We start from the raw sequence: 19,492 nt of genomic DNA on the forward strand, positions 1-19,492 counted from the left end.
GGAATGTTTTTCAAGTTTTTACAAAAATATGCAAAAACAAAAAAGCCACTCGATTGAGTGGCTTTTGTTGTGATCCCAGAAGGATTCGAACCTTCGACCTACGCATTAGAAGTGCGTTGCTCTATCCAGCTGAGCTATGGAACCATTTGTTTTAAAACTTTATGGTAAAGTTTCTGTCGGGGTGGCAGGATTCGAACCTGCGGCCTCCTGCTCCCAAAGCAGGCGCGATAACCGGGCTACGCTACACCCCGAAGGCAAAATTTAAGCGGAGAGACAGGGACTCGAACCCTGGCGACGGTTACCCGTCGACAGATTAGCAATCTGCTCCATTACCGCTCTGGCACCTCTCCAAGCTCAAGAAACGTGTTCTGTTTTGCGGTTGCAAATGTAAGACAACATTCCATATCTCACAACTATTTCTGCGCTTTTTTTAATCTTTTTTCAATCTTTTTTTAAAACCACTTCACAATCAAACGAATAGAATTAACAAAAAATTGATATTAAATTTAAAATCCCATGAAACTGATACATATTGATACAAAATTTGAATTTATTTAAATAAAGAGTAAATTTGCTACATTAACTAATATTAAACAGAAAATGAACAAAAGAGTTGTTATCGTTTCTGCCGTTAGAACACCTATCGGAAGTTTCATGGGAGGGTTATCTACCGTACCCGCACCAAAATTAGGTGCTGCCGCTATAAAAGGCGCACTTCAAAAAATTAACCTAGACCCAAAATTAGTTGATGAAGTTTTTATGGGCAACGTTGTTCAGGCAGGAGTTGGACAGGCCCCGGCACGTCAGGCCGCGCTTTTTGCCGGTTTGTCTGAAGAAGTTGCTGCTACAACTGTAAACAAAGTTTGTGCTTCCGGAATGAAAGCTGTAATGTTTGCTGCACAGGCTATCGCTTGTGGGGATGCTGAAATTGTAGTAGCCGGAGGAATGGAAAACATGAGCTTGATTCCGCATTACGTTCAAATGCGTAACGGAACTAAATTTGGTCCTACAACTATGCTTGACGGAATGCAAAAAGATGGTTTGACAGATGCTTACGATAACAACGCAATGGGAGTTTGCGCTGATTTATGTGCGTCTGAATACAACATCAGCCGTGAGGAACAGGATAATTTTGCTATTCAATCGTACGAAAGAAGTGCAAAAGCCTGGGATGCCGGAAAATTTGACAATGAAATTGTTCCTGTCGAAGTACCACAAAGACGCGGTGAACCAATTATCATCTCTAAAGATGAGGAATACACTAATGTAAAATTGGATAAAATTCCTTCATTAGCTGCTGTTTTCACAAAAGACGGAACTGTTACTGCTGCAAATGCTTCAACAATCAACGATGGCGCTGCTGCTTTAGTTTTAATGTCTGAAGAAAAAGCAATTGCATTAGGATTAAAACCTTTAGCTTACATCAAAGGGTACGCAGATGCTGCTCAGGAACCAAAATGGTTTACAACAAGCCCCGCAAAAGCATTGCCAAAAGCATTAAACAAAGCTGGAATCGCAATTGGGGATGTTGATTATTTCGAATTCAACGAAGCTTTCGCAGTGGTTGGATTAGCCAATTCAAAAATCCTTGATCTGGATAACGATAAAGTAAACGTAAATGGCGGTGCTGTTTCATTAGGACATCCTCTAGGTTGTTCAGGAGCCAGAATCATCGTAACTTTACTAAATGTTTTAGAACAAAACAATGCTAAAACCGGTGCTGCTGCAATTTGCAATGGCGGTGGCGGAGCATCTGCAATTGTTATCGAAAGAGCTTAAATAATAATACAATAGATTGGGAGTTATTGCTTTAAGTAACTCCCAATTTTCAACTTATAAATTACCCTAAATGTTCGGAATTTGCAATCTAGCCATAGTACCCGTTCGATCTGAACCAAGTGACAGAAGTGAAATCGTTACACAACTTTTGTTTGGCGAGCACATCGAAATTTTAGAACGTCAAAATCAATGGGCCCGAATAAAAATTCAGTTTGATGATTATGAAGGCTGGGTAGATTCGAAACAATATCAGGTAATTTCTGAAGCCAATTATAATCAGTTAAGCAAAGAGGCTACTATTCTGAATGCTGATTTAATTGATTATATCACAGCTCCGGACAATTTATTATTGCCAATTCCGCTTGGCGCTTCCCTAACCTTTTTAAACAATAGCGAAATCAATACTTCAAACTTTGATTTCGAAGGAACAAAAACCAGCGGTGTAAAACCTAAAAGCGCTTTAATAAATACTGCTTTTATGTATTTGAACGCTCCCTATCTTTGGGGCGGAAAAACACCTTTCGGAATCGACTGTTCCGGTTTCACACAAATGGTTTACAAACTAAACGGCTACAAAATTCATCGTGATGCTTCTCAGCAAGCGCTTGATGGAGAACCTTTAAGTTTTATTGAAGAAAGCGAAGCTGGAGATTTAGCCTTTTTCGACAACGACGAAGGAAACATCATTCACGTCGGAATCATTATGGACAACAATTACATCATTCACGCCAGTGGAAAAGTTCGCATTGACCGTTTAGACCATTTAGGAATTTACAACCCCGAATTGAATAAACACACGCATAAACTAAGAGTTATCAAGAAGATTATTTAATTTTTAGCCACAGATTAAAGGATTAAAATGATTTTAAAATCTGTGTAAATCAGTGAAATCAGTGGCAAAAAGAAAAAAAATCCGCAATAATCCGTGTTTTCGCTTGCGAATCCGCGTCATCCGCGTGCCAACATTACGCACTAATACGAATCGTCTTCCTAAACTCCGAAGGACTATTCCCCCTTTGCTTTTTAAAGAATTTATTAAAGTGGCTTTCATCCGTAAAGCCAAACTCATAAGCAATTTCATTAATACGTTTATCACTAAATTGCAAACGATGTTCGATCAGTTTGGTTTTGTAATTGCTAATATATTGTTGCATGGTTTCACTCGCATGCTTCTTAAAATAGCGTCCTAAATACGTATTCGAAATTCCGAAATATTCACTTAATGATTCCGCTTTTATTTTCTCCGGATAATAAATATTATTCTGAATATATTGCAGGATATCCATCGCCTTACCTTCAGTTCCAACATTTACCTGTTCAGGCAAATACTTCGCAATATTTCTGGCCACAATAATAATAAGTGTATTCACCAGTTGCTGAATCAATTCCTGATTGTAAACATCTTTATCCTGATGTTCACGACAAATCGCTTCAATCATCACTTTAACCAAACATTTATCAGCATCATTTTTCAAAATACAGCCCGGCTGATGATTCGCATTTTGTAAGATATATTCTAAACGCTGAATATTTTCATTTTGCAGACTAGAGTTCTTCAAATAAATATCATTAAAACGCAAAAAGAAAAACTTCGTTTTGGTGGCAATCGTAAAATTATGACAATCTTCAGGCGTCAATAAAAACATATGCCCCGCATCATACTCAAAAATATTTTTATTGATGCATTGCGAACCAGTTCCTCCCAAAATATAAACCAATTCGAAGAAATTATGACGATCTCCCACATCCGGATATTCATCCAGAGTCTCAAAGGAAACGGTAAACGGCTCGTATAAATTTTCTTTTTTCATGAGATGTCAATTATTTGAAGTTGCAAATTTACATAAAAAAGACAAATATATACAAGTTAACACTCTTAAAAATGGTATAATTTTGCCAAGTGAAATTTAAGATTTAAAAATACAACATTATGGAATATAGAAAATTAGGCAGTACCGAACTTGAATTATCAACTATTACATACGGCGCATTTGCCATTGGCGGAAACATGTGGGGCGGAAACGAAAAAGCAGATTCAATCGCTTCCATTCAGGCATCAATCGACCACGGCGTGACCACAATCGACACCGCTCCTTTTTACGGATTTGGTTTAAGCGAAAAAATGATTGGCGAAGCTATAAAATCTCATGATCGTTCAAAAGTGCAGTTATTAACCAAATTTGGTTTGGTTTGGGACGGTAGCAATAACGGAAAAGGCGATTTCTTTTTCGATGCCGATGACAACGGAAAGAAAATCCCGGTTTACAAATACGCTTCAAAAGCAAATGTTATTAAAGAAGTCGAAGAAAGCTTAAAACGCCTTCAAACCGATTATATCGATTTACTGCAAATTCACTGGCCAGATTCCACTACTCCAATTCACGAAACAATGGAAGCGCTTGAAACTTTAATTCAACAAGGAAAAATCAGAGCAGCCGGAGTTAGCAATTATAGTGCTTCACAAATTCAGGAAGCACAAAAAACAATTCAATTAGCATCAAACCAGGTACCGTTTAGCATGCTGAATCGTAAAATCGAAACCGATTTGATTCCGTTAACAATCGCAGAAAACATCGGAATTATTGCGTACAGCCCGATGGAAAGAGGTTTATTAACCGGAAAATATTTCACAGACAGCAAACTAAAAGACAACGATCACAGAAATGGTTATTTCGGTCAGTTCGATCTTCAAAAAGTAAAAACTTTGGTCGAAGAATTGAGTTCATTGGCAAATGCAAAACACATTTCAATTTCACAATTGGTTTTACGCTGGACAACATTACAAAAAGGAATCACAATCGTTTTAGCCGGCGCAAGAAATGCAGAACAAGCAATTTCAAACGCAAAAGCAATGGATTTTGATTTATCAGTTTCAGAATTAGATTTCATCAATCAAGCCATCTCAAAAGTAAACTAAAAAGTTTTTTAAACACATAGAAACATAGCCAATAGGCACGCAGAAAGGCATTTCACTTAGTTTAAAAACACATAGCTATGTGTGAGAAACTAGTTTCTTTCCACATTCTTTTTTAGCCAAAGAAAACTATGTTTCTATGTGTTTAAAATTATACTCAATACATTAAAAAATAATAAAAACAATTTGGGTGTGTCCCCGCAGAAAAAGCGGGGTCGGGCTATCCGTTGCAATCTTTTGTGCCGAACCCCGGCACAAAAGGATTTACACTACTATCCCTCACACTCACGAATTCATAAGAACATTAAAGACATGAAAAAAATATTTATCATCAACGGAAGTCAAAATTTCGCACATTCAGGCGGAAAATTTAACCAAACCGTTACCGATTGGACAATCGAATACTTAACAAACAGCAAGCAATTCGAAATTAAAACAACCGACATCAAAAAAGATTTTAATCTTGATGAAGAAGTCGAAAAATTCGTTTGGGCTGATGTCGTAGTGTATCATACGCCAGTTTGGTGGTTTCAATTACCAAACCTTTTCAAAAAATACATTGACGATGTTTTCACAGCCGGACACAACAAAGGAATTTACAGAAGTGACGGAAGAACCAGAACCAATCCGGACATTAATTACGGAACTGGAGGACAATTACACGGACGCAAATACATGTTAACCACAAGTTGGAACGCGCCTGCAACTGCTTTCACACTTCCTGGAGAATTTTTCGAAGAAACATCTGTAGATGACGGAGCTATGTTTGGTTTCCATAAAATGAATAAATTTGTAGGTATGGAAAAACTAGACAGTTTTCATTTCCACGACGTTGAAAAAGGTGCCACTGCCGAAAACATTGACATCTTTAAGGAAAATTACACAAAGCATTTAGAAAAAACGTTTAACTTTTAACTTCTAACATCTCACAATCATGATCTCTATTACCGCAATTATCAAAAGTAAACAGGAAAATATCGAACAAGTTAAAAACATGATTCATCATTTGGTTACCGAAACCAGAAAAGAAGCGGCGTGCATACGTTACGACCTGCATACAACCGAGAATGTTTTTATCATTTGGGAAGAATGGCAAGATCAGCCTGGACTTGATTTTCATAACAATCAACCGTATTTACAGGATTTTATCACCAAAAGCGAAAGTTTAGTTTCATCACCTATTCAGGTTTTTAAAACAACACAATCATTATAAAAAGTTACAATAATTAGGCGTCAATAAATTAACTTGCTTCTTATTTAATTAGTTAAACATGAGTAAATACCATCTTGCCGAAATTAATATTGCCAAAATGAAAGGAGTCACTATAAACGACCCAATCATGAAAGAATTTGTAGATAATTTAGATGTCGTCAACAAGTTAGCCGAAGACAGCGAAGGTTTTGTCTGGAGATTAAAAGATGACAGTTACAATGCGACAAACCTGAATCCGTATAATGATGAACAGATTATTGTAAATGTTTCAGTTTGGGAGAATATTGAAACTTTGGAACATTATATGTACAAAACCTTTCACAGCGAGTTTTTAAGACGCCGTAAAGAATGGTTCCTAAAATTCGGAAAAGCAGCAACAGCAATGTGGTGGATTCCAGAAGGACATATTCCAACACTAGAAGAAGCCGTGGAAAAATTAGATTATCTACAGCAAAATGGGCCTTCAGAATTAGTTTTTGATTTTAAAAATAAGTTTTCTGCGCCAAATGAAAATAAAACAAAAGCGAAATAAAAATATCTTTATTTCGCTTTTGTTATTAATAGTTGATTATTAAGATTTCTTCGTTGCAATATCAAATATTCGACAATAGTTTCCACCGCCAATTTTACCAATTTCTTCTTCCGCAAAGCCAGCTTTCAATAAGGATTCAACAACTGTATAATAAAAACCTTGTTCTAAATTCCCCCAAGCTTCGTTTGTTGTGCCTCCGCCTTGTTTTTTATTGCCATCAGGACCCGGAACTTTTTGATCTTTATGATCACTTTCTTTTTTAGGAGAATCATTTTGGCCCTGAGGTTTTTTATTATCTTCACCTCCCCAACCTTTATCGATTGGTGAACGATATGGTGGAGTTAATTTAGTATCAGTACCAATACAAACATGATCAGTACCAACCACGTCAACCATTGCTTTAATATTATCAACAAATTCCGTTGGCGAATCAGCAAGGTGCGTCCAAACTCCAATTACACCTCCATTATCAGCAACAATTTTTGCCTGTTCTTTATTGATAAGTCGAGGCTTCATCATTTTTGACATAAACTCGTTATTTCCCAAACGAGTATTTAATCCAGTATGTGAAACCAAGACCGGTTTGTTTGCTACTTTTAGTGCACCATTAACCGTATTATCATCACAATGCGATAGGTCTACCAAAATCCCTAATCTTTCACATTCTTTAATAACTTCTCCTCCAAATGTGGTAAGTCCGCCCCACTGTGGCGTTTTAGTAAAAATATCTCCTAATGGAACCGAAGCGTCATTATCATGAAGCAATCCTAAATGTCTTAAACCACGATCGTATGCAACCTGCAAACGTTCAATTTTGCCTTCAAGAAAATGACCTCCTTCAACAGATTGTATTACAGTTGGTTTCTTATTTTTTTTCGCCATCTGAAGATCTTTGAAATTTAGAGAACGTTTCATATCATTCGTTTTCAATATTTCATCCATGGCAGTAAGCCCGTTAAGAAATCTTTCATAGGCATCTCCCGGATTTACTAATTTCTGATAATCAACCGCAAAAGTCATACATATAGCCGATAAACCAGATTTTTTTAATTCTCCCACCAAATCCACTTTTGGTCCGGGAAGCTCTGATTTTATAAGTGGTACATCAATATGATTATGTGTATCAATACCAAATGTTCTGGCAACAATAGCTGCAATTCTTGGGTCCGAATCAGTTGCTGCCCAGGATAAAAGAGGATTTAATAGTAATGCAGCTCCCGCTCCACCCATTGTTACAAGAAAACTTCTGCGATTCCAGTCTTGATTATGGCTCATTTATAATTATTAAAATAGTGTAAAAAAGAAACTTGATTATACAAAACAACACATTTTTTACATTTCATCAACATTTATTATACAGATTAAAACTGACAGACGACCAAAAAGATAAATTAACCGATCAATCCTTTATTTAATCCCGCCAAAAGCACCAAAACACATATTCTTGTGTAAAATTTCAACACTTGTAAAGCCAATTTTCTTCATCAAATCTAATTGATAATTCATTGACCTTGGCGTGTCTTCTTTTTCGACATAATCCAAAACTTTTTGACGATATTCGGCACCACCAATTCGTTCTAAATAATCACCGTAACGTTGCCAGGTATATTCATTTAATAATTCCGTGTCTTGCGTAATCAAGTCCGAAATCATAAAACAACCTCCAGGTTTTAATAACTTAAATATCTTAGCAAAAGTCGTTTCCCAATCCTGATCATCTCTTAAATGATGTAAAACCGCTCCGGCCAAAATAATATCAAAATGATTTTCCGGTAATTCAACTTCACGGATATCACCATGCTTGACTTCTACTTTACCATTTGTTTCCGCAGAAACTCTTTCAAAAGCTTTGTCCAACATTGGAAAACTCAAATCAACCAAAGTGCAATTTAAATTGGGCAATTTTGACAACATTTTCAAAGTATAATTCCCGGCGCCACAGCCAATATCCAAGATATTTTCAGCATTCGGAACAATCCTTTTAGAAGCTTCTGTAATTAATTCTAAAGAAATGGTAGCGTCGATGGTAGCGACTTGGCCAGTTTCTAAATTTGAAAATCGTTCGACATCATTGTCAAAACGTTCTCTGATCTCTTCAATAGTTGATTTTTTCATGGTTCTTGTTATTTTAATCTCTCGCAGATTAGGCAGATTAAGCGAATCTTTTTGCTATTATTGATCGGAATATTGTGATTAAGATAATTTTATCTAAACTAATAATCTGCTCAATCTGCTCCCGATAGCTATCGGGACTGCGAGAGACTTATTTTTTCTTTTTCAAAACTACCTCTTTCATAAATACTTTAAAAATACTATTTTTATCAATTAATAATACTTTTAAAGTATCATGGAATTACGTCATTTAAAATATTTTCTGGCTGTAGCCGAAGAACTGAACTTTACCAAAGCCTCAGAAAAACTATTTATTTCCCAGCCTCCATTGAGTCGTCAGATTATGGAATTGGAAGAAGAACTTCAGGCAAAACTTTTTATCAGAAACAACAAAAAAGTAGAACTTACCGAAGCTGGAAAGTATTTCGAAAAAGAAGTCAAATCACTTTTTCAAAACCTGGAACGCATTTCCGTGAAAACAAAAAAAATAGCAGAGAATGTTTCTGGCGAATTCAGAATCGCGTATATCAGTTCGATTTATTCATCTGTTATTTCAGATTTGATCAAACACTTGAAAGAACAATTTCCTTACGTGAATTTCAAGCTTTTTGAAGTTTCTACTACCAAACAAATTTCAGCTTTAGAACAAGGAAAAATTGACTTAGGCATTATTCGGTCACCAATAAAGTCCCCTAAAATAAAAGCACAATTATGGTTTCAGGATGGGTTTTCGGTAGTTTATAATAAGAGTTTAATTAAAATTAAATCCGAAGAAGAGATTCCGAAACTAAAAGACGAAACTTTTGTGTTCTTCAATAAAGATTATGCACCGCATTACCATGAAGTTTTATTGGAACTTTGCGCTTTTTACGGTTTTGAACCGAAAATTATTCACGAATCCAACAACATTAATTCGATTGTACAATTGGTCAAAAATGGTTTGGGAATTTCGATTGTTCCTTCCAACATTGCGAAGAATAATCAGGACGCTGAAATTGGTTTTACTGAATTGAAAAGAGTCAATTTATAGACAGATGTTTCACTAATAACTTCAAAAGAAGATGATTCTGAGATTACGAAATCAGCAGTTGAGTTTTTATTGAATTTTTCAAAAAAGTAAAGCGCTAATGTTAAGTTTCTTTGTGAAAATTAATCTCGCAAAGTCGCAAAGACGCAAAGTCTTCTCATTTTTGTCACAAATGACAAACAGTGCGTTTAGTAACTACTTAAAAAAACTTTGCGACTTCGCGACTTTGCGAGATTAATAACCCAACCCTAAAATTTGCGTCAAAAAAGTTACAATTTATCACAACCAAATTCCCTAAAAACACCGAACTTTTAAATACCTTAGCAAATTATAATTCTCGTTAAAAAATCAATAAAAATGGCTGAGCAATCTTCAATTATATGCCCAAATTGTGGGACACCAATCGATGTAAATGATGTTTTAAAACATCAGTTAGAAGATAGTATCCGTAAAGAATTTCAACAAAAAGCCAATGCTCAATCCAGGGAATTGGAACTTAAAAATGAACAATTCGAAAAAGCCAAAGCCGACTTTGAAGCTAAAAAGAAACAGGAAAATGAACTTTTCGCTGAACGCTTAGAACGCGAGAAAAAGACAGCCGAAAAAGAGATTACCGAAAAGCTAAAAACCAAACTCGAGGAAGAAAACAAAGATCGTTTGACCTTAATGGAAAAAGAACTTTCTGAGAAATCAGAGAAGCTTCGTGAACTGAATAAAATGACGGGCGAAATTGCAAAACTCCAACGTGAAAAACTGGAAATGAAAGAAGCAATCGAAGCCGAAGCGCAAAAACAACTGAACGCTACTTTAGTTTTGGAACGTGATAAAATCCGTAAACAGGAAGAAGAAAAAAACGAACTTAAAATAAAAGAATACCAAAAACAATCTGACGATCAGAAAAAGCTAATCGAAGAAATGAAACGCAAGCAGGAACAAGGTTCTATGCAATTACAAGGCGAAGTAATGGAATTAGCCATCGAAGAATGGCTGGCGAATAATTTCCCGCTTGACAGTATTGATGAAGTTAAAAAAGGTGCTAATGGTGCCGATTGTCTTCAGATTGTAAACACACGTGAATTGCAAAATTGCGGTTCTATTTATTACGAAAGTAAACGTACCAAAGCTTTTCAACCTTCGTGGATTGAGAAATTCAAAAATGATATTAGAACCAAAAGAGCCAATATTGGTGTCTTAGTAACCGAAGTAATGCCTGCCGGAATGGACCGAATGGGAATGCGAGATGGAATCTGGATTTGTACCTACGAAGAATTTAAAGGTTTGAGTGCCGTTTTGCGTCAGTCTTTGATTCAGGTAAGTCAGGCCGTCCAAGCGCAGGAAAACAAAGGCGATAAAATGTCGATGTTGTATGATTTTTTAACGAGCAACGAATTCCGCTTGCAAATTGAAGGAATCGTGGAAGGTTTTACGCAGATGCAAGGCGATCTTGATGCCGAAAAAAGAGCGATGCAAAGAATCTGGAAACAACGCGAAAAACAAATTGAAAAAGTAGTTCATAATACTTTAGGAATGTACGGATCGATTCGTGGTATTGCCGGAAACGCGGTTCAGACTGTACGTGCTTTGGAATTGGATTTTATTGAAGAGGACGAAGAAAACTCTAAGGAATTATTAGAATAACAATACGAATATAGAACGCGGATGATACGGATTCGCTAAAGCGAAGACTCGGATTTATGCGGATTTTTATTTTTTTCGTCCCGTATTGTCATTCCGAGGAAAGAAGAATGACAAAAAAACAAACCTTCTTATGAAAATGATTGCCCTAGCCCTGATGGGAGGGAAAATCCTTTTGTGTCCGCCGCGGCGGACACAAAAGATTGGAAGGACAGCAGGAAACAGCTCCTAAAAATTAATCAACCTTTCTAAATACCAACAATTTCACTGAAGGATTTGAAAGCGTCAATCGATTATCTCCAATTGAATATGTTGTCGTGCTTTGAAGCGCTTTGGTAAATTCGCTCTCTTTATTGCCCGGTGCACAGGCCATTAAAGTAGAAATTACTTTGGTAAATCTTAAAAGGTCTTTTTCATAGAATAGAGTTCCGGAAATTGAATTACAGCCTCCAAAACCCATAAAAGTATTTTCTTGTGCATGAATTTCTATTCTTGGTAACTCCCTTTGATAATCGGCTATAAAAACCTTATAACCGTTCAATTCTTCTAAAACCCAAATATCGTGCAAGCGATAATCAGTAATATATTTTCCGCAGCCTTCGACTTTTTTAGACTCAAGCTCTGAATTATTTTTAATTTCAATTGACACTTTATAAGGCGAAATTGCTCCCGACATTGAATCCTGAAAATCTACTTGTTGAATCGTTACTGTCGCCGTTGCCTGTTCGTTACTCAATTTATACATTTTAACATTCGCATCCATTGCTTTTATTGGTTCAACCGATGAAAAAATGATTTTTTCTTTGCCCGGAATCAGCGAGGTAAAGATAGTTTGCTCCTTCCCTAGTGTTATTCCCCAGAACGGTTCATTTCCCGTTGCTTTAAAATAGATAGTCATATCGGCTTCCTGAGAATTTGTTGCTGAAGCTGTTTCTTTTGAACCTGTTGATGCTGATTTACAACTTACTATCAAAGAAGATAAAACCAAGAATACAAATATATTTTTCATGAGATTGCTATTTAAAATGAATTGAATTTCAAGAACCAAATTCAAAAATTGAATTGAATTTACGACAATTTTCTGAAACCCTTATTTAGAATCCTTTCAAATTTAAGAAAATCTGTACCAAAATCATAACTTTAAACAAGATGAAAAACCGTCGGAAATCCGCACTACTTAAGAGATTACGATAAAATACGTATTTCATTTCGTTATTTTTCTAACAAAAAATCAAATTACATACGTATTTTTATAAGTATAAATACTTATATTTGCGTAGTAATACTTAATTAAAGAAATCATGATTAGAGTAATAGTAGTTGGAAACGGCATGGTTGGTTATAAATTTTGCGAAAAATTCATTGCAAAACCAGGACAGGAAAAGTATCAGATTACCGTCTTTGGCGAAGAGCCAAGACGTGCTTACGATCGTGTGCACTTAAGTGAATACTTTGGAGGCAAAACCGCAGATGACTTATCAATGTCAACTAGTGAATGGTATGCAGAAAACAATATTATTCTAAACACTTCTGAATTAATTACTGATATTAACAGAACAGAAAAAACAATACATACCCATTTAGAAAAAACACATACGTACGACTACTTAGTTCTTGCTACTGGATCTTCGGCATTTGTACCACCAATTGACGGAGTTGAAAAAGAAGGTGTATTTGTATACAGAACCATCGAGGATTTGGATGCGATTATGGGGTACGCAAAAAAAATAAAACAAAAAGGCGCTACAGAAGCTGCCGTTTTAGGAGGCGGATTATTAGGTCTTGAAGCTGCAAAAGCAGTTCGAGATTTAGGTCTTAATCCACATGTAGTTGAATTTGCGCCTCGCTTGATGCCAAGACAATTGGACAAAGGCGCCAGCGATATGTTACAATCAAAAATTGAAGAATTAAATATTGGCATTCATCTTAACAAAGCCACACAATATATTGACGGAAAAGAAAGCATAACAGGAATGATGTTTGCCAACGAAGAATTGTTAAAAGTTGATATGTTGGTTATATCTGCAGGAATTAAACCTCGCGACGAATTAGCCCGAGTTTCAGGACTGGAGGTCGGTTTACGAGGCGGTGTTGTGGTAAACAATCAGATGCAAACATCAGATCCTTCTATTTATGCTATTGGAGAAGTGGCTTTATACAATCAAAACATTTACGGACTTGTTGCACCAGGTTACGAAATGGCTGATGTAGCTGCTGAACAAATCTTAAATGGTTCTAAAACCATGAGAGAAACCATCGATATGTCGACACAATTGAAGTTAATTGGTGTTGAAGTTGCGAGTTTTGGTGATCCTTTTATCGAAAATGATGATGTAACGGCTATTATTTATGAGAATAAATTATCCGGAGTTTACAAAAGAATCAACGTTACTAAAGATTCTAAGACCTTATTAGGCGGAATTTTAGTTGGAGATTCAAGTGATTACAATTCTCTTTTTCAGATTTACAGCAACGCCATGGCTTTGCCGAAAAATCCGGAAGATTTGATTTTAGGATCAAGAGACGGGTCTGAAGGTTCAAGTTTAGGAAGTGTTATGGATCTGCCAGATACAGCCGTAATCTGCTCTTGCGAAAACGTAACAAAAGGTTCTATCTGTTGTTCACTTTTAGATGAAACCTGCTCTAGTTTTTCAGATGTTGTAAAACACACTAAAGCAACTTCGGGTTGTGGAGGCTGCAAACCAATGGTTTCTGATTTGGTAAAAGCAACTCAAAAATCATTAGGAAAAGAAGTAAAAGAGGTTATCTGCGAGCATTTTAATTATAACCGTCAGGAATTATTCGATTTAGTAAAAATCAATAAATATGAGAATTTCTATGATGTAATTGACCATCACGGAAAAGGTGACGGCTGTGAAGTTTGCAAACCGGTTGTAGCTTCTATTTTCTCTAGTATTTACAATGATACTGCCAACAAACACGTAACCACACAAGATACTAACGATAGATTTTTGGCTAATATTCAACGTAACGGAACGTATTCTGTCGTACCAAGAGTCGCCGGAGGAGAAATTACGGCTGAAAAATTAATAGTTATTGGAGAAGTTGCCAAACAATTTGATTTATATACCAAAATTACGGGGGCTCAACGTGTTGATTTATTCGGAGCGCATTTGAATGACCTTCCAAAAATCTGGAAAATCTTAATTGATAATGGTTTTGAAAGTGGTCACGCTTACGGAAAATCACTTCGCGCTGTAAAAAGCTGTGTCGGAAACGCATGGTGTCGTTACGGAATGGACGACAGTGCCGGATTTGCAATCGAACTGGAAAACAGATATAAAGGAATTCGTTCTCCACATAAACTAAAAGGTGGTGTTTCGGCCTGTATTCGCGAATGTGCTGAAGCCCGTGGAAAAGATTTTGGTTTAATTGCTGTTGAAGGCGGATGGAATTTATACATCGCCGGAAATGGTGGAGCAAATCCAAAACACGCTGTTTTATTAGCAGAAAAAATTGATAAAGAAACGGTTATCAAATACATGGATCGTTTTTTAATGTATTACATCCGTACTGCTGGTCCGCTGATTAGAACTTCAACCTGGTTAGAAAAACTAGACGGCGGTTTAGAGTATTTGAAAGAAGTAATTATTGAAGATAGTTTAGGTCTTTGCGAAACCTTAGAAGCTGAAATGCAAACATTAGTAAACACTTTTGAATGCGAATGGAAACAAGTATTAGAAAAACCAAGATTATTAAAACGTTTCAACCATTTTGTAAACTCTGACGATAAAGATGATAATGTTGTTTTTGTTCCGTTAAGAGATCAAAAAGCGCCAAAAGCGTGGTCGTAACTTAAAAAAATTAAACACATAGAAACATAGCTCTTTGAAATGAATAAAGGCGTTTCACTTGCTTAAAAACACATAGCTATGTGTTAGAAACTAGTTTCTTTTGATTTCCCTTTTGCAGAGAAAAAACTATGTTTTCTATGTGTTTAAAAATAGCTCCAAAAAAGAAAAAAAATATCACAAACGTTTGCTGTCCTCTTACCCTCTTTTTTACTGCGCCATCAAACTCTCTTGATTGTAAAAAGAGGGATAAGAAACAGAAACAAAAAAATGCTCAAAATGGAAGAAATCTTAAGTCAATACGAAACAGTACATCCAAACGATGCTACAATTTGGTTCAAAGCCGGAAAAGTAGAAGATTTTCCAACCAACCGCGGAGGCTGTATCAAATACAAAAACAAGCAAATTGCTATTTTCAATTTTACACGCCGCAACGAATGGTACGCTTGTCAAAATGCCTGCCCACATAAAATGGAAATGGTTTTGGCCAGAGGAATGACGGGATCTACAGATGATATTCCGAAAATTGCCTGCCCAATGCACAAAAAAACCTTTTCATTGGTTGATGGTTCAAACCTGAATGGAGATGATGATTTAAAAATTGCAACGTATCCGATTAAAGTTATTGAGAATGAAGTGTTTGTTGGGTTTGTAGACTAGACTTTTAAGAAACAAGAAGAAAGAAGAAAGAAGAAAGAAACAAGAAGAAAGATGATAAAGTATTTCAAATCTTGTTTCTTGCTTCTTGTTTCTTTCATCTCACTTTCAACTTCGACTTTTATACTTATTTACGTATATTTGAAATCTATTATCTTACCAACAATGACAACACCTTTTCAAAAAGCTAGCGAGTGGATTGATGCTGAAAACGCTCAGGATCCAAATACCGAAATCGATCAAAACAACGAATATCCTAAAGAATTACTGTATTCTAACAGGATGTACGAAAGGCTGATGCAATTTGAGCCAGAAGCTTCAGAAGAAGTTCAGATTGCTTCAAAAGCACAACACATTTGTCGATGGAAAGTCGCTCGCGAATCATACCCAATGGACCGTGTTGGTTATTTGAGATGGAGAGAAGAATTGAAAAAATTCCATGCTAAACTTACTGCTGAAATCTTAGAAAAAGCAGGTTATACTCCAGAATTTATCGATCGCGTTTCTTTTTTAATCGAAAAAAAATTACTTAAAAAAGATGCCGAAACCCAATTGCTTGAAGATGTAATTTGTTTGGTATTTTTAGAATATTACTTAGATCCTTTTGTACACAAACATGATACCGAAAAACTAAAAAATATCATCAAAAAAACCTGGGATAAAATGTCAGACAAAGGACATCAGGAAGCCTTAAAAATTAATTATTCTGAAGAAAATTTAAATTTGATAAAAGCATCTTTAGGATTGTAATTTATTATGAAATGAGCTGAAAGCGAATTCCATTTTCCGCTAAAGACAAATATTATCTTCGAATGAAAAAAAGCAATCAGGAAACTGCAGATAAAATTACTTTCAAAAATTTACGCCGTCTGTATTTTTTTGCACTCTGGACTATTGCTGTAACCATAATTTTAAGTCAGGTTTTAGTTCAATACAATTTAAAACAGCAACTTAGCGATTCTAAAATTATCAATATTTCTGGGAAGCAGCGCATGCTGAGTCAGAAGATTGTAAAAGAAGTTTTGATTCTACATTATGTTTCTGATACGACTTCTCAAAAACAGATTTCCCATCTAAAAAACGTTTTATCACTTTGGAAAAACAATCAGAATTCACTCGAAAACGGAAATGATAGCCTGGCTTTTCCGAAAGAAAAAAGCGAAACGCTCGATAAATTATACCTTGAAATAAAACCTAGTTTCAATAATATTGTTAAAACTACCGATTTGTTTCTGCTGAATTTAGAGCAAAAGAACAACTTAGCAACGAATCAGAAACTGGTTGAAACCATTCTGAAAAACGAAGGCCTTTTTCTTTCAAAAATGAATCAGATTGTGAGTCAATACGATCTGGAAGCACATGAAAAAGTTACAGAACAACGCAGAATTGAATATTGGATTTTTGCCTTTACCCTATTCGTTTTACTGTTGGAGTTTTTCTTTATTTTCAAACCTACTAATAAGAAAATCGAGCGACTTATTGCCAAGCTTTTATCTTCTGAAAAGAAAGCTTTAAAATTGGCATACGACACCGAGATTATCAGCGAAATAAAAGAAAACTCGGTAAAAGAATTAAAATCGCTGAATTATGCGATGGAAAATACGCTGCTCTATTGCCGTATTGCGCCTGATGGTTCGATTATTCATATTGGTGAAAAATTTGCCAAACTTTTAAATTACACCAAGTTTTCTTCCAACAAAAAATTCTCTGAAGTTTTAACCACTGACGAAAAAGAACAATTAAATATTGACCGTATTATTTTCGAAAAACAGCGCAGTGGCTGGCAAGGCGAAATCAATATTATCAACAAAGAAGCGCAAAATATCTGGCTTGATTTGTCGATGGTTCCGGTAACCATAAAAAAGGACGAACTAGAACTTCTAATTGTTTGTTTCAATATTACGGAACGCAAAAAAGCACAGCGTGAAGTCGAACGTCTGAACATCGAAAACAGTACCGAAAAAATAAATCAACAAAAAGTTATTTCGAGTAAAATTGTTGAAAATCAGGAAAACGAACAAAACCGAATTGCCAAAGAAATTCACGACGGAATTGGGCAGATGCTGACTGGTTTGAAATTCAGTTTAGAAAGTATCAACCTGGATGACAAGGAAAAATCGGCTCAAAAAATTGAATACTTAAAGAAATTATCACTTGATATTATCAAAGGAGTCCGTACCGCAACTTTCAATTTAATGCCTCCGGAATTAAGCGATCATGGTATTGTTTCCTCTTTAGCAAAACTAACTCAGGAACTTTCGAAACTAACCGGAAAAGAGATTCTGTTCTACAATAAAACCGATTTTAGCCAACGTTTAGATTCTTTAATAGAAATCAATATTTATCGTCTTACCCAGGAAGCCATTAATAATGCCATTAAATACGCTGAATCATCGCATATTATTGTACAGCTTTCGCACAGCAATACGCTACTAAGTATTATTGTAGATGACAATGGTAAAGGTTTTGATGTAGCTGCTGTTGATAAAAAAAGAAATAGCGAATCCGGGATGGGAATGTTATTTATGCAGGAAAGAATACAATACATTAACGGACGTGTTTTCTTTAAATCAATTCCGGGTGAAGGAACGAGGATTACTTTTAATATTCCGATTTGATAAATGTGCCAATTAGATAATTAGCTAATGTGTCAATTAAAAAACGCAATACAAACTCCTTTATAAAAATAATGAGGGCGAGACAGCATTAGAAAAAGGGGCTTAAAATACTTTGTCTACAGCAGCCCCTTTCTCTAATACTGTCGGGCTGTCCACGCTACTTCGGTAGCCAGTTCCCATCCCTCTCGCGGGCAAACGTTTTCAAAAGATTTCTAAAATTATTACAAGTTCTAAAATTCACTGTTTGGCTTCAGTTTTATACAATAATAATAAACTCGCAATCAAAAATCTCCAATCTTTGTCGAGCCACTAGTGCGATCTCTCCTTCGTCGAGATGACAAGATTGCGAAAAAAATAACAGATTAACAACGTTATTTTCACATTATCTAATTATCTAATTCACACATTTTCTAATTCACACATTTTCAAATTTAAAAATTACGTATATTAGCATCTTCTTTATAGATGAATATACGTAAAAATTCAGAATCAAAATTAAGTAAAATATGAGTGCTACTATTCGAGTTGTCCTGGCAGATGATCATGTATTTGTAAGAGATGGAATAAAATCTTTACTGGAAAACGAAGCAAACATCGAGGTTGTGGGCGAAGCCATTGACGGTGCCGACGCTCTTGAAGTGGTTGCGGACAGTAAACCCGATTTACTTATAGTAGATATTCGTATGCCGAACTTAACCGGTATCGAGGTAGTAGAAAAACTTAGAAGCGACAATAATGAGGTAAAAATCATTATGCTTTCTATGCATGAATCTGAAGAATATGTATTGAAATCAATTAAGGCCGGAGCTGATGGATATTTATTGAAAGGTTCGAGCAAAGAAGAATTTTTAAAAGCCCTTCATACTGTTGCCGCTGGCGGAAAATATTTCAGCGGAGATATCTCCTCAATACTTATTGGTCAACTAACAAACTCTTCTGCTTCATTAGAACCTAAGCAAAACTTAGGTGAAGAAATGATGATTACGAAAAGAGAAAAAGAAATCCTTACGCTTTTATTATCCGGTAAAGGAAACAAAGAAATTGCCGAAGCTCTTGATATCAGTAAGCGTACTGCCGAAGTACACCGTTTTAATTTGATGAAAAAACTGAAAGTAAAAAATCTAATGGAACTTTCGAATAAAGCGACGGAGTATTCTTTATTATAAAAACTACGTATAATTACGTAATTATTT

At 35.6% G+C, this 19,492-nt stretch carries 17 protein-coding genes and 3 tRNA genes; 13 read left to right on the forward strand and 7 right to left on the reverse strand.

Translation table 11 applies throughout. From position 1 onward, the window contains the following. Positions 1 to 70 precede the first annotated feature (70 nt). The 3 genes from IRZ99_RS08110 to IRZ99_RS08120 all read right to left on the reverse strand — a co-directional run bounded on the left by IRZ99_RS08110 (position 71) and on the right by IRZ99_RS08120 (position 350). Positions 71 to 144 (reverse strand) — tRNA-Arg (locus IRZ99_RS08110). Positions 145 to 176: 32 nt separating this feature from the next. Continuing rightward, positions 177 to 251: transfer RNA gene (locus IRZ99_RS08115), tRNA-Pro, on the reverse strand. Positions 252 to 266: 15 nt separating this feature from the next. Further along, positions 267 to 350 (reverse strand) — tRNA-Ser (locus tag IRZ99_RS08120). A 250-nt stretch (positions 351 to 600) separates the two neighbouring features. Between IRZ99_RS08120 and IRZ99_RS08125 the strand changes: the two genes are divergently transcribed. Beyond that, positions 601 to 1,779 carry an acetyl-CoA C-acyltransferase gene (locus IRZ99_RS08125; protein WP_194656805.1) on the forward strand — a complete coding sequence of 393 codons (1,179 nt, stop codon included), beginning with the start codon at positions 601 to 603 and terminating at the stop codon, positions 1,777 to 1,779. 70 nt (positions 1,780 to 1,849) lie between these two features. After that, on the forward strand, positions 1,850 to 2,611 hold the full coding sequence (locus tag IRZ99_RS08130; protein ID WP_194656806.1) for a C40 family peptidase: 762 nt from the start codon (positions 1,850 to 1,852) through the stop codon (positions 2,609 to 2,611). 133 nt (positions 2,612 to 2,744) lie between these two features. Here the strand turns inward: IRZ99_RS08130 and IRZ99_RS08135 are convergent, their stop codons facing one another. Beyond that, entirely contained in the window at positions 2,745 to 3,590 is an 846-nt protein-coding gene (locus IRZ99_RS08135; RefSeq protein WP_194656807.1) for an AraC family transcriptional regulator, read from the reverse strand. A gap of 119 nt (positions 3,591 to 3,709) precedes the next feature. On the opposite strand from IRZ99_RS08135, the gene IRZ99_RS08140 reads away from it, so the two are divergent. The 4 genes from IRZ99_RS08140 (at position 3,710) to IRZ99_RS08155 (ending at position 6,438) form a co-directional block, all read left to right on the forward strand. Further along, positions 3,710 to 4,696 (forward strand): aldo/keto reductase, encoded by a 987-nt coding sequence (locus tag IRZ99_RS08140; RefSeq protein ID WP_194656808.1) that lies wholly within the window; start codon positions 3,710 to 3,712, stop codon positions 4,694 to 4,696. Between the two features lie 309 nt (positions 4,697 to 5,005). Beyond that, entirely contained in the window at positions 5,006 to 5,608 is a 603-nt protein-coding gene (locus IRZ99_RS08145; protein ID WP_194656809.1) for an NAD(P)H-dependent oxidoreductase, read from the forward strand. A gap of 19 nt (positions 5,609 to 5,627) precedes the next feature. Further along, complete coding sequence (locus tag IRZ99_RS08150; protein ID WP_194656810.1) at positions 5,628 to 5,906, forward strand: putative quinol monooxygenase; 279 nt, start codon at positions 5,628 to 5,630, stop codon at positions 5,904 to 5,906. 58 nt (positions 5,907 to 5,964) lie between these two features. After that, a complete protein-coding gene (locus IRZ99_RS08155) occupies positions 5,965 to 6,438 on the forward strand; it encodes a DUF3291 domain-containing protein (protein WP_194656811.1) in 474 nt (157 codons plus the stop codon). Between the two features lie 39 nt (positions 6,439 to 6,477). On the opposite strand, the gene IRZ99_RS08160 is transcribed toward IRZ99_RS08155, so the two are convergent. Beyond that, positions 6,478 to 7,713, reverse strand: a complete 1,236-nt coding sequence (locus IRZ99_RS08160; RefSeq protein WP_194656812.1) for a dipeptidase — start codon at positions 7,711 to 7,713, stop codon at positions 6,478 to 6,480. 132 nt (positions 7,714 to 7,845) lie between these two features. After that, on the reverse strand, positions 7,846 to 8,553 hold the full coding sequence (locus tag IRZ99_RS08165; protein ID WP_194656813.1) for a class I SAM-dependent methyltransferase: 708 nt from the start codon (positions 8,551 to 8,553) through the stop codon (positions 7,846 to 7,848). 232 nt (positions 8,554 to 8,785) lie between these two features. Here IRZ99_RS08165 and IRZ99_RS08170 point away from each other — a divergent pair, with 232 nt between their 5' ends. Together IRZ99_RS08170 and IRZ99_RS08175 are read left to right on the forward strand one after the other, a co-directional pair. Further along, entirely contained in the window at positions 8,786 to 9,580 is a 795-nt protein-coding gene (locus tag IRZ99_RS08170; protein WP_228519053.1) for a LysR family transcriptional regulator, read from the forward strand. Between the two features lie 354 nt (positions 9,581 to 9,934). Further along, positions 9,935 to 11,215 (forward strand): DUF2130 domain-containing protein, encoded by a 1,281-nt coding sequence (locus IRZ99_RS08175; protein ID WP_133527031.1) that lies wholly within the window; start codon positions 9,935 to 9,937, stop codon positions 11,213 to 11,215. 232 nt (positions 11,216 to 11,447) lie between these two features. On the opposite strand, the gene IRZ99_RS08180 is transcribed toward IRZ99_RS08175, so the two are convergent. Next, a complete protein-coding gene (locus IRZ99_RS08180; protein WP_194656814.1) occupies positions 11,448 to 12,221 on the reverse strand; it encodes an META domain-containing protein in 774 nt (257 codons plus the stop codon). A 292-nt stretch (positions 12,222 to 12,513) separates the two neighbouring features. On the opposite strand from IRZ99_RS08180, the gene nirB reads away from it, so the two are divergent. The 5 genes from nirB to IRZ99_RS08205 all read left to right on the forward strand — a co-directional run bounded on the left by nirB (position 12,514) and on the right by IRZ99_RS08205 (position 19,465). Next, the gene (gene nirB / locus IRZ99_RS08185) at positions 12,514 to 15,027 is read left to right on the forward strand and encodes a nitrite reductase large subunit NirB (RefSeq protein WP_194656815.1); all 2,514 of its coding nucleotides are present in this window, start codon (positions 12,514 to 12,516) and stop codon (positions 15,025 to 15,027) included. A 276-nt stretch (positions 15,028 to 15,303) separates the two neighbouring features. Continuing rightward, positions 15,304 to 15,684, forward strand: coding sequence for a nitrite reductase small subunit NirD (gene nirD, locus IRZ99_RS08190; RefSeq protein WP_194656816.1), 381 nt, complete (start codon positions 15,304 to 15,306; stop codon positions 15,682 to 15,684). Positions 15,685 to 15,846: 162 nt separating this feature from the next. After that, entirely contained in the window at positions 15,847 to 16,431 is a 585-nt protein-coding gene (locus IRZ99_RS08195) for a DUF4202 domain-containing protein (protein ID WP_194656817.1), read from the forward strand. Between the two features lie 62 nt (positions 16,432 to 16,493). Then, positions 16,494 to 18,299, forward strand: coding sequence for a type IV pili methyl-accepting chemotaxis transducer N-terminal domain-containing protein (locus IRZ99_RS08200; RefSeq protein WP_194656818.1), 1,806 nt, complete (start codon positions 16,494 to 16,496; stop codon positions 18,297 to 18,299). A 506-nt stretch (positions 18,300 to 18,805) separates the two neighbouring features. Then, positions 18,806 to 19,465, forward strand: a complete 660-nt coding sequence (locus tag IRZ99_RS08205) for a response regulator transcription factor (protein WP_072972480.1) — start codon at positions 18,806 to 18,808, stop codon at positions 19,463 to 19,465. Positions 19,466 to 19,492 lie beyond the last annotated feature (27 nt).

Origin of the sequence: Flavobacterium sp. LC2016-12, assembly GCF_015351595.1 — a bacterium.
Lineage (GTDB): Bacteria > Bacteroidota > Bacteroidia > Flavobacteriales > Flavobacteriaceae > Flavobacterium.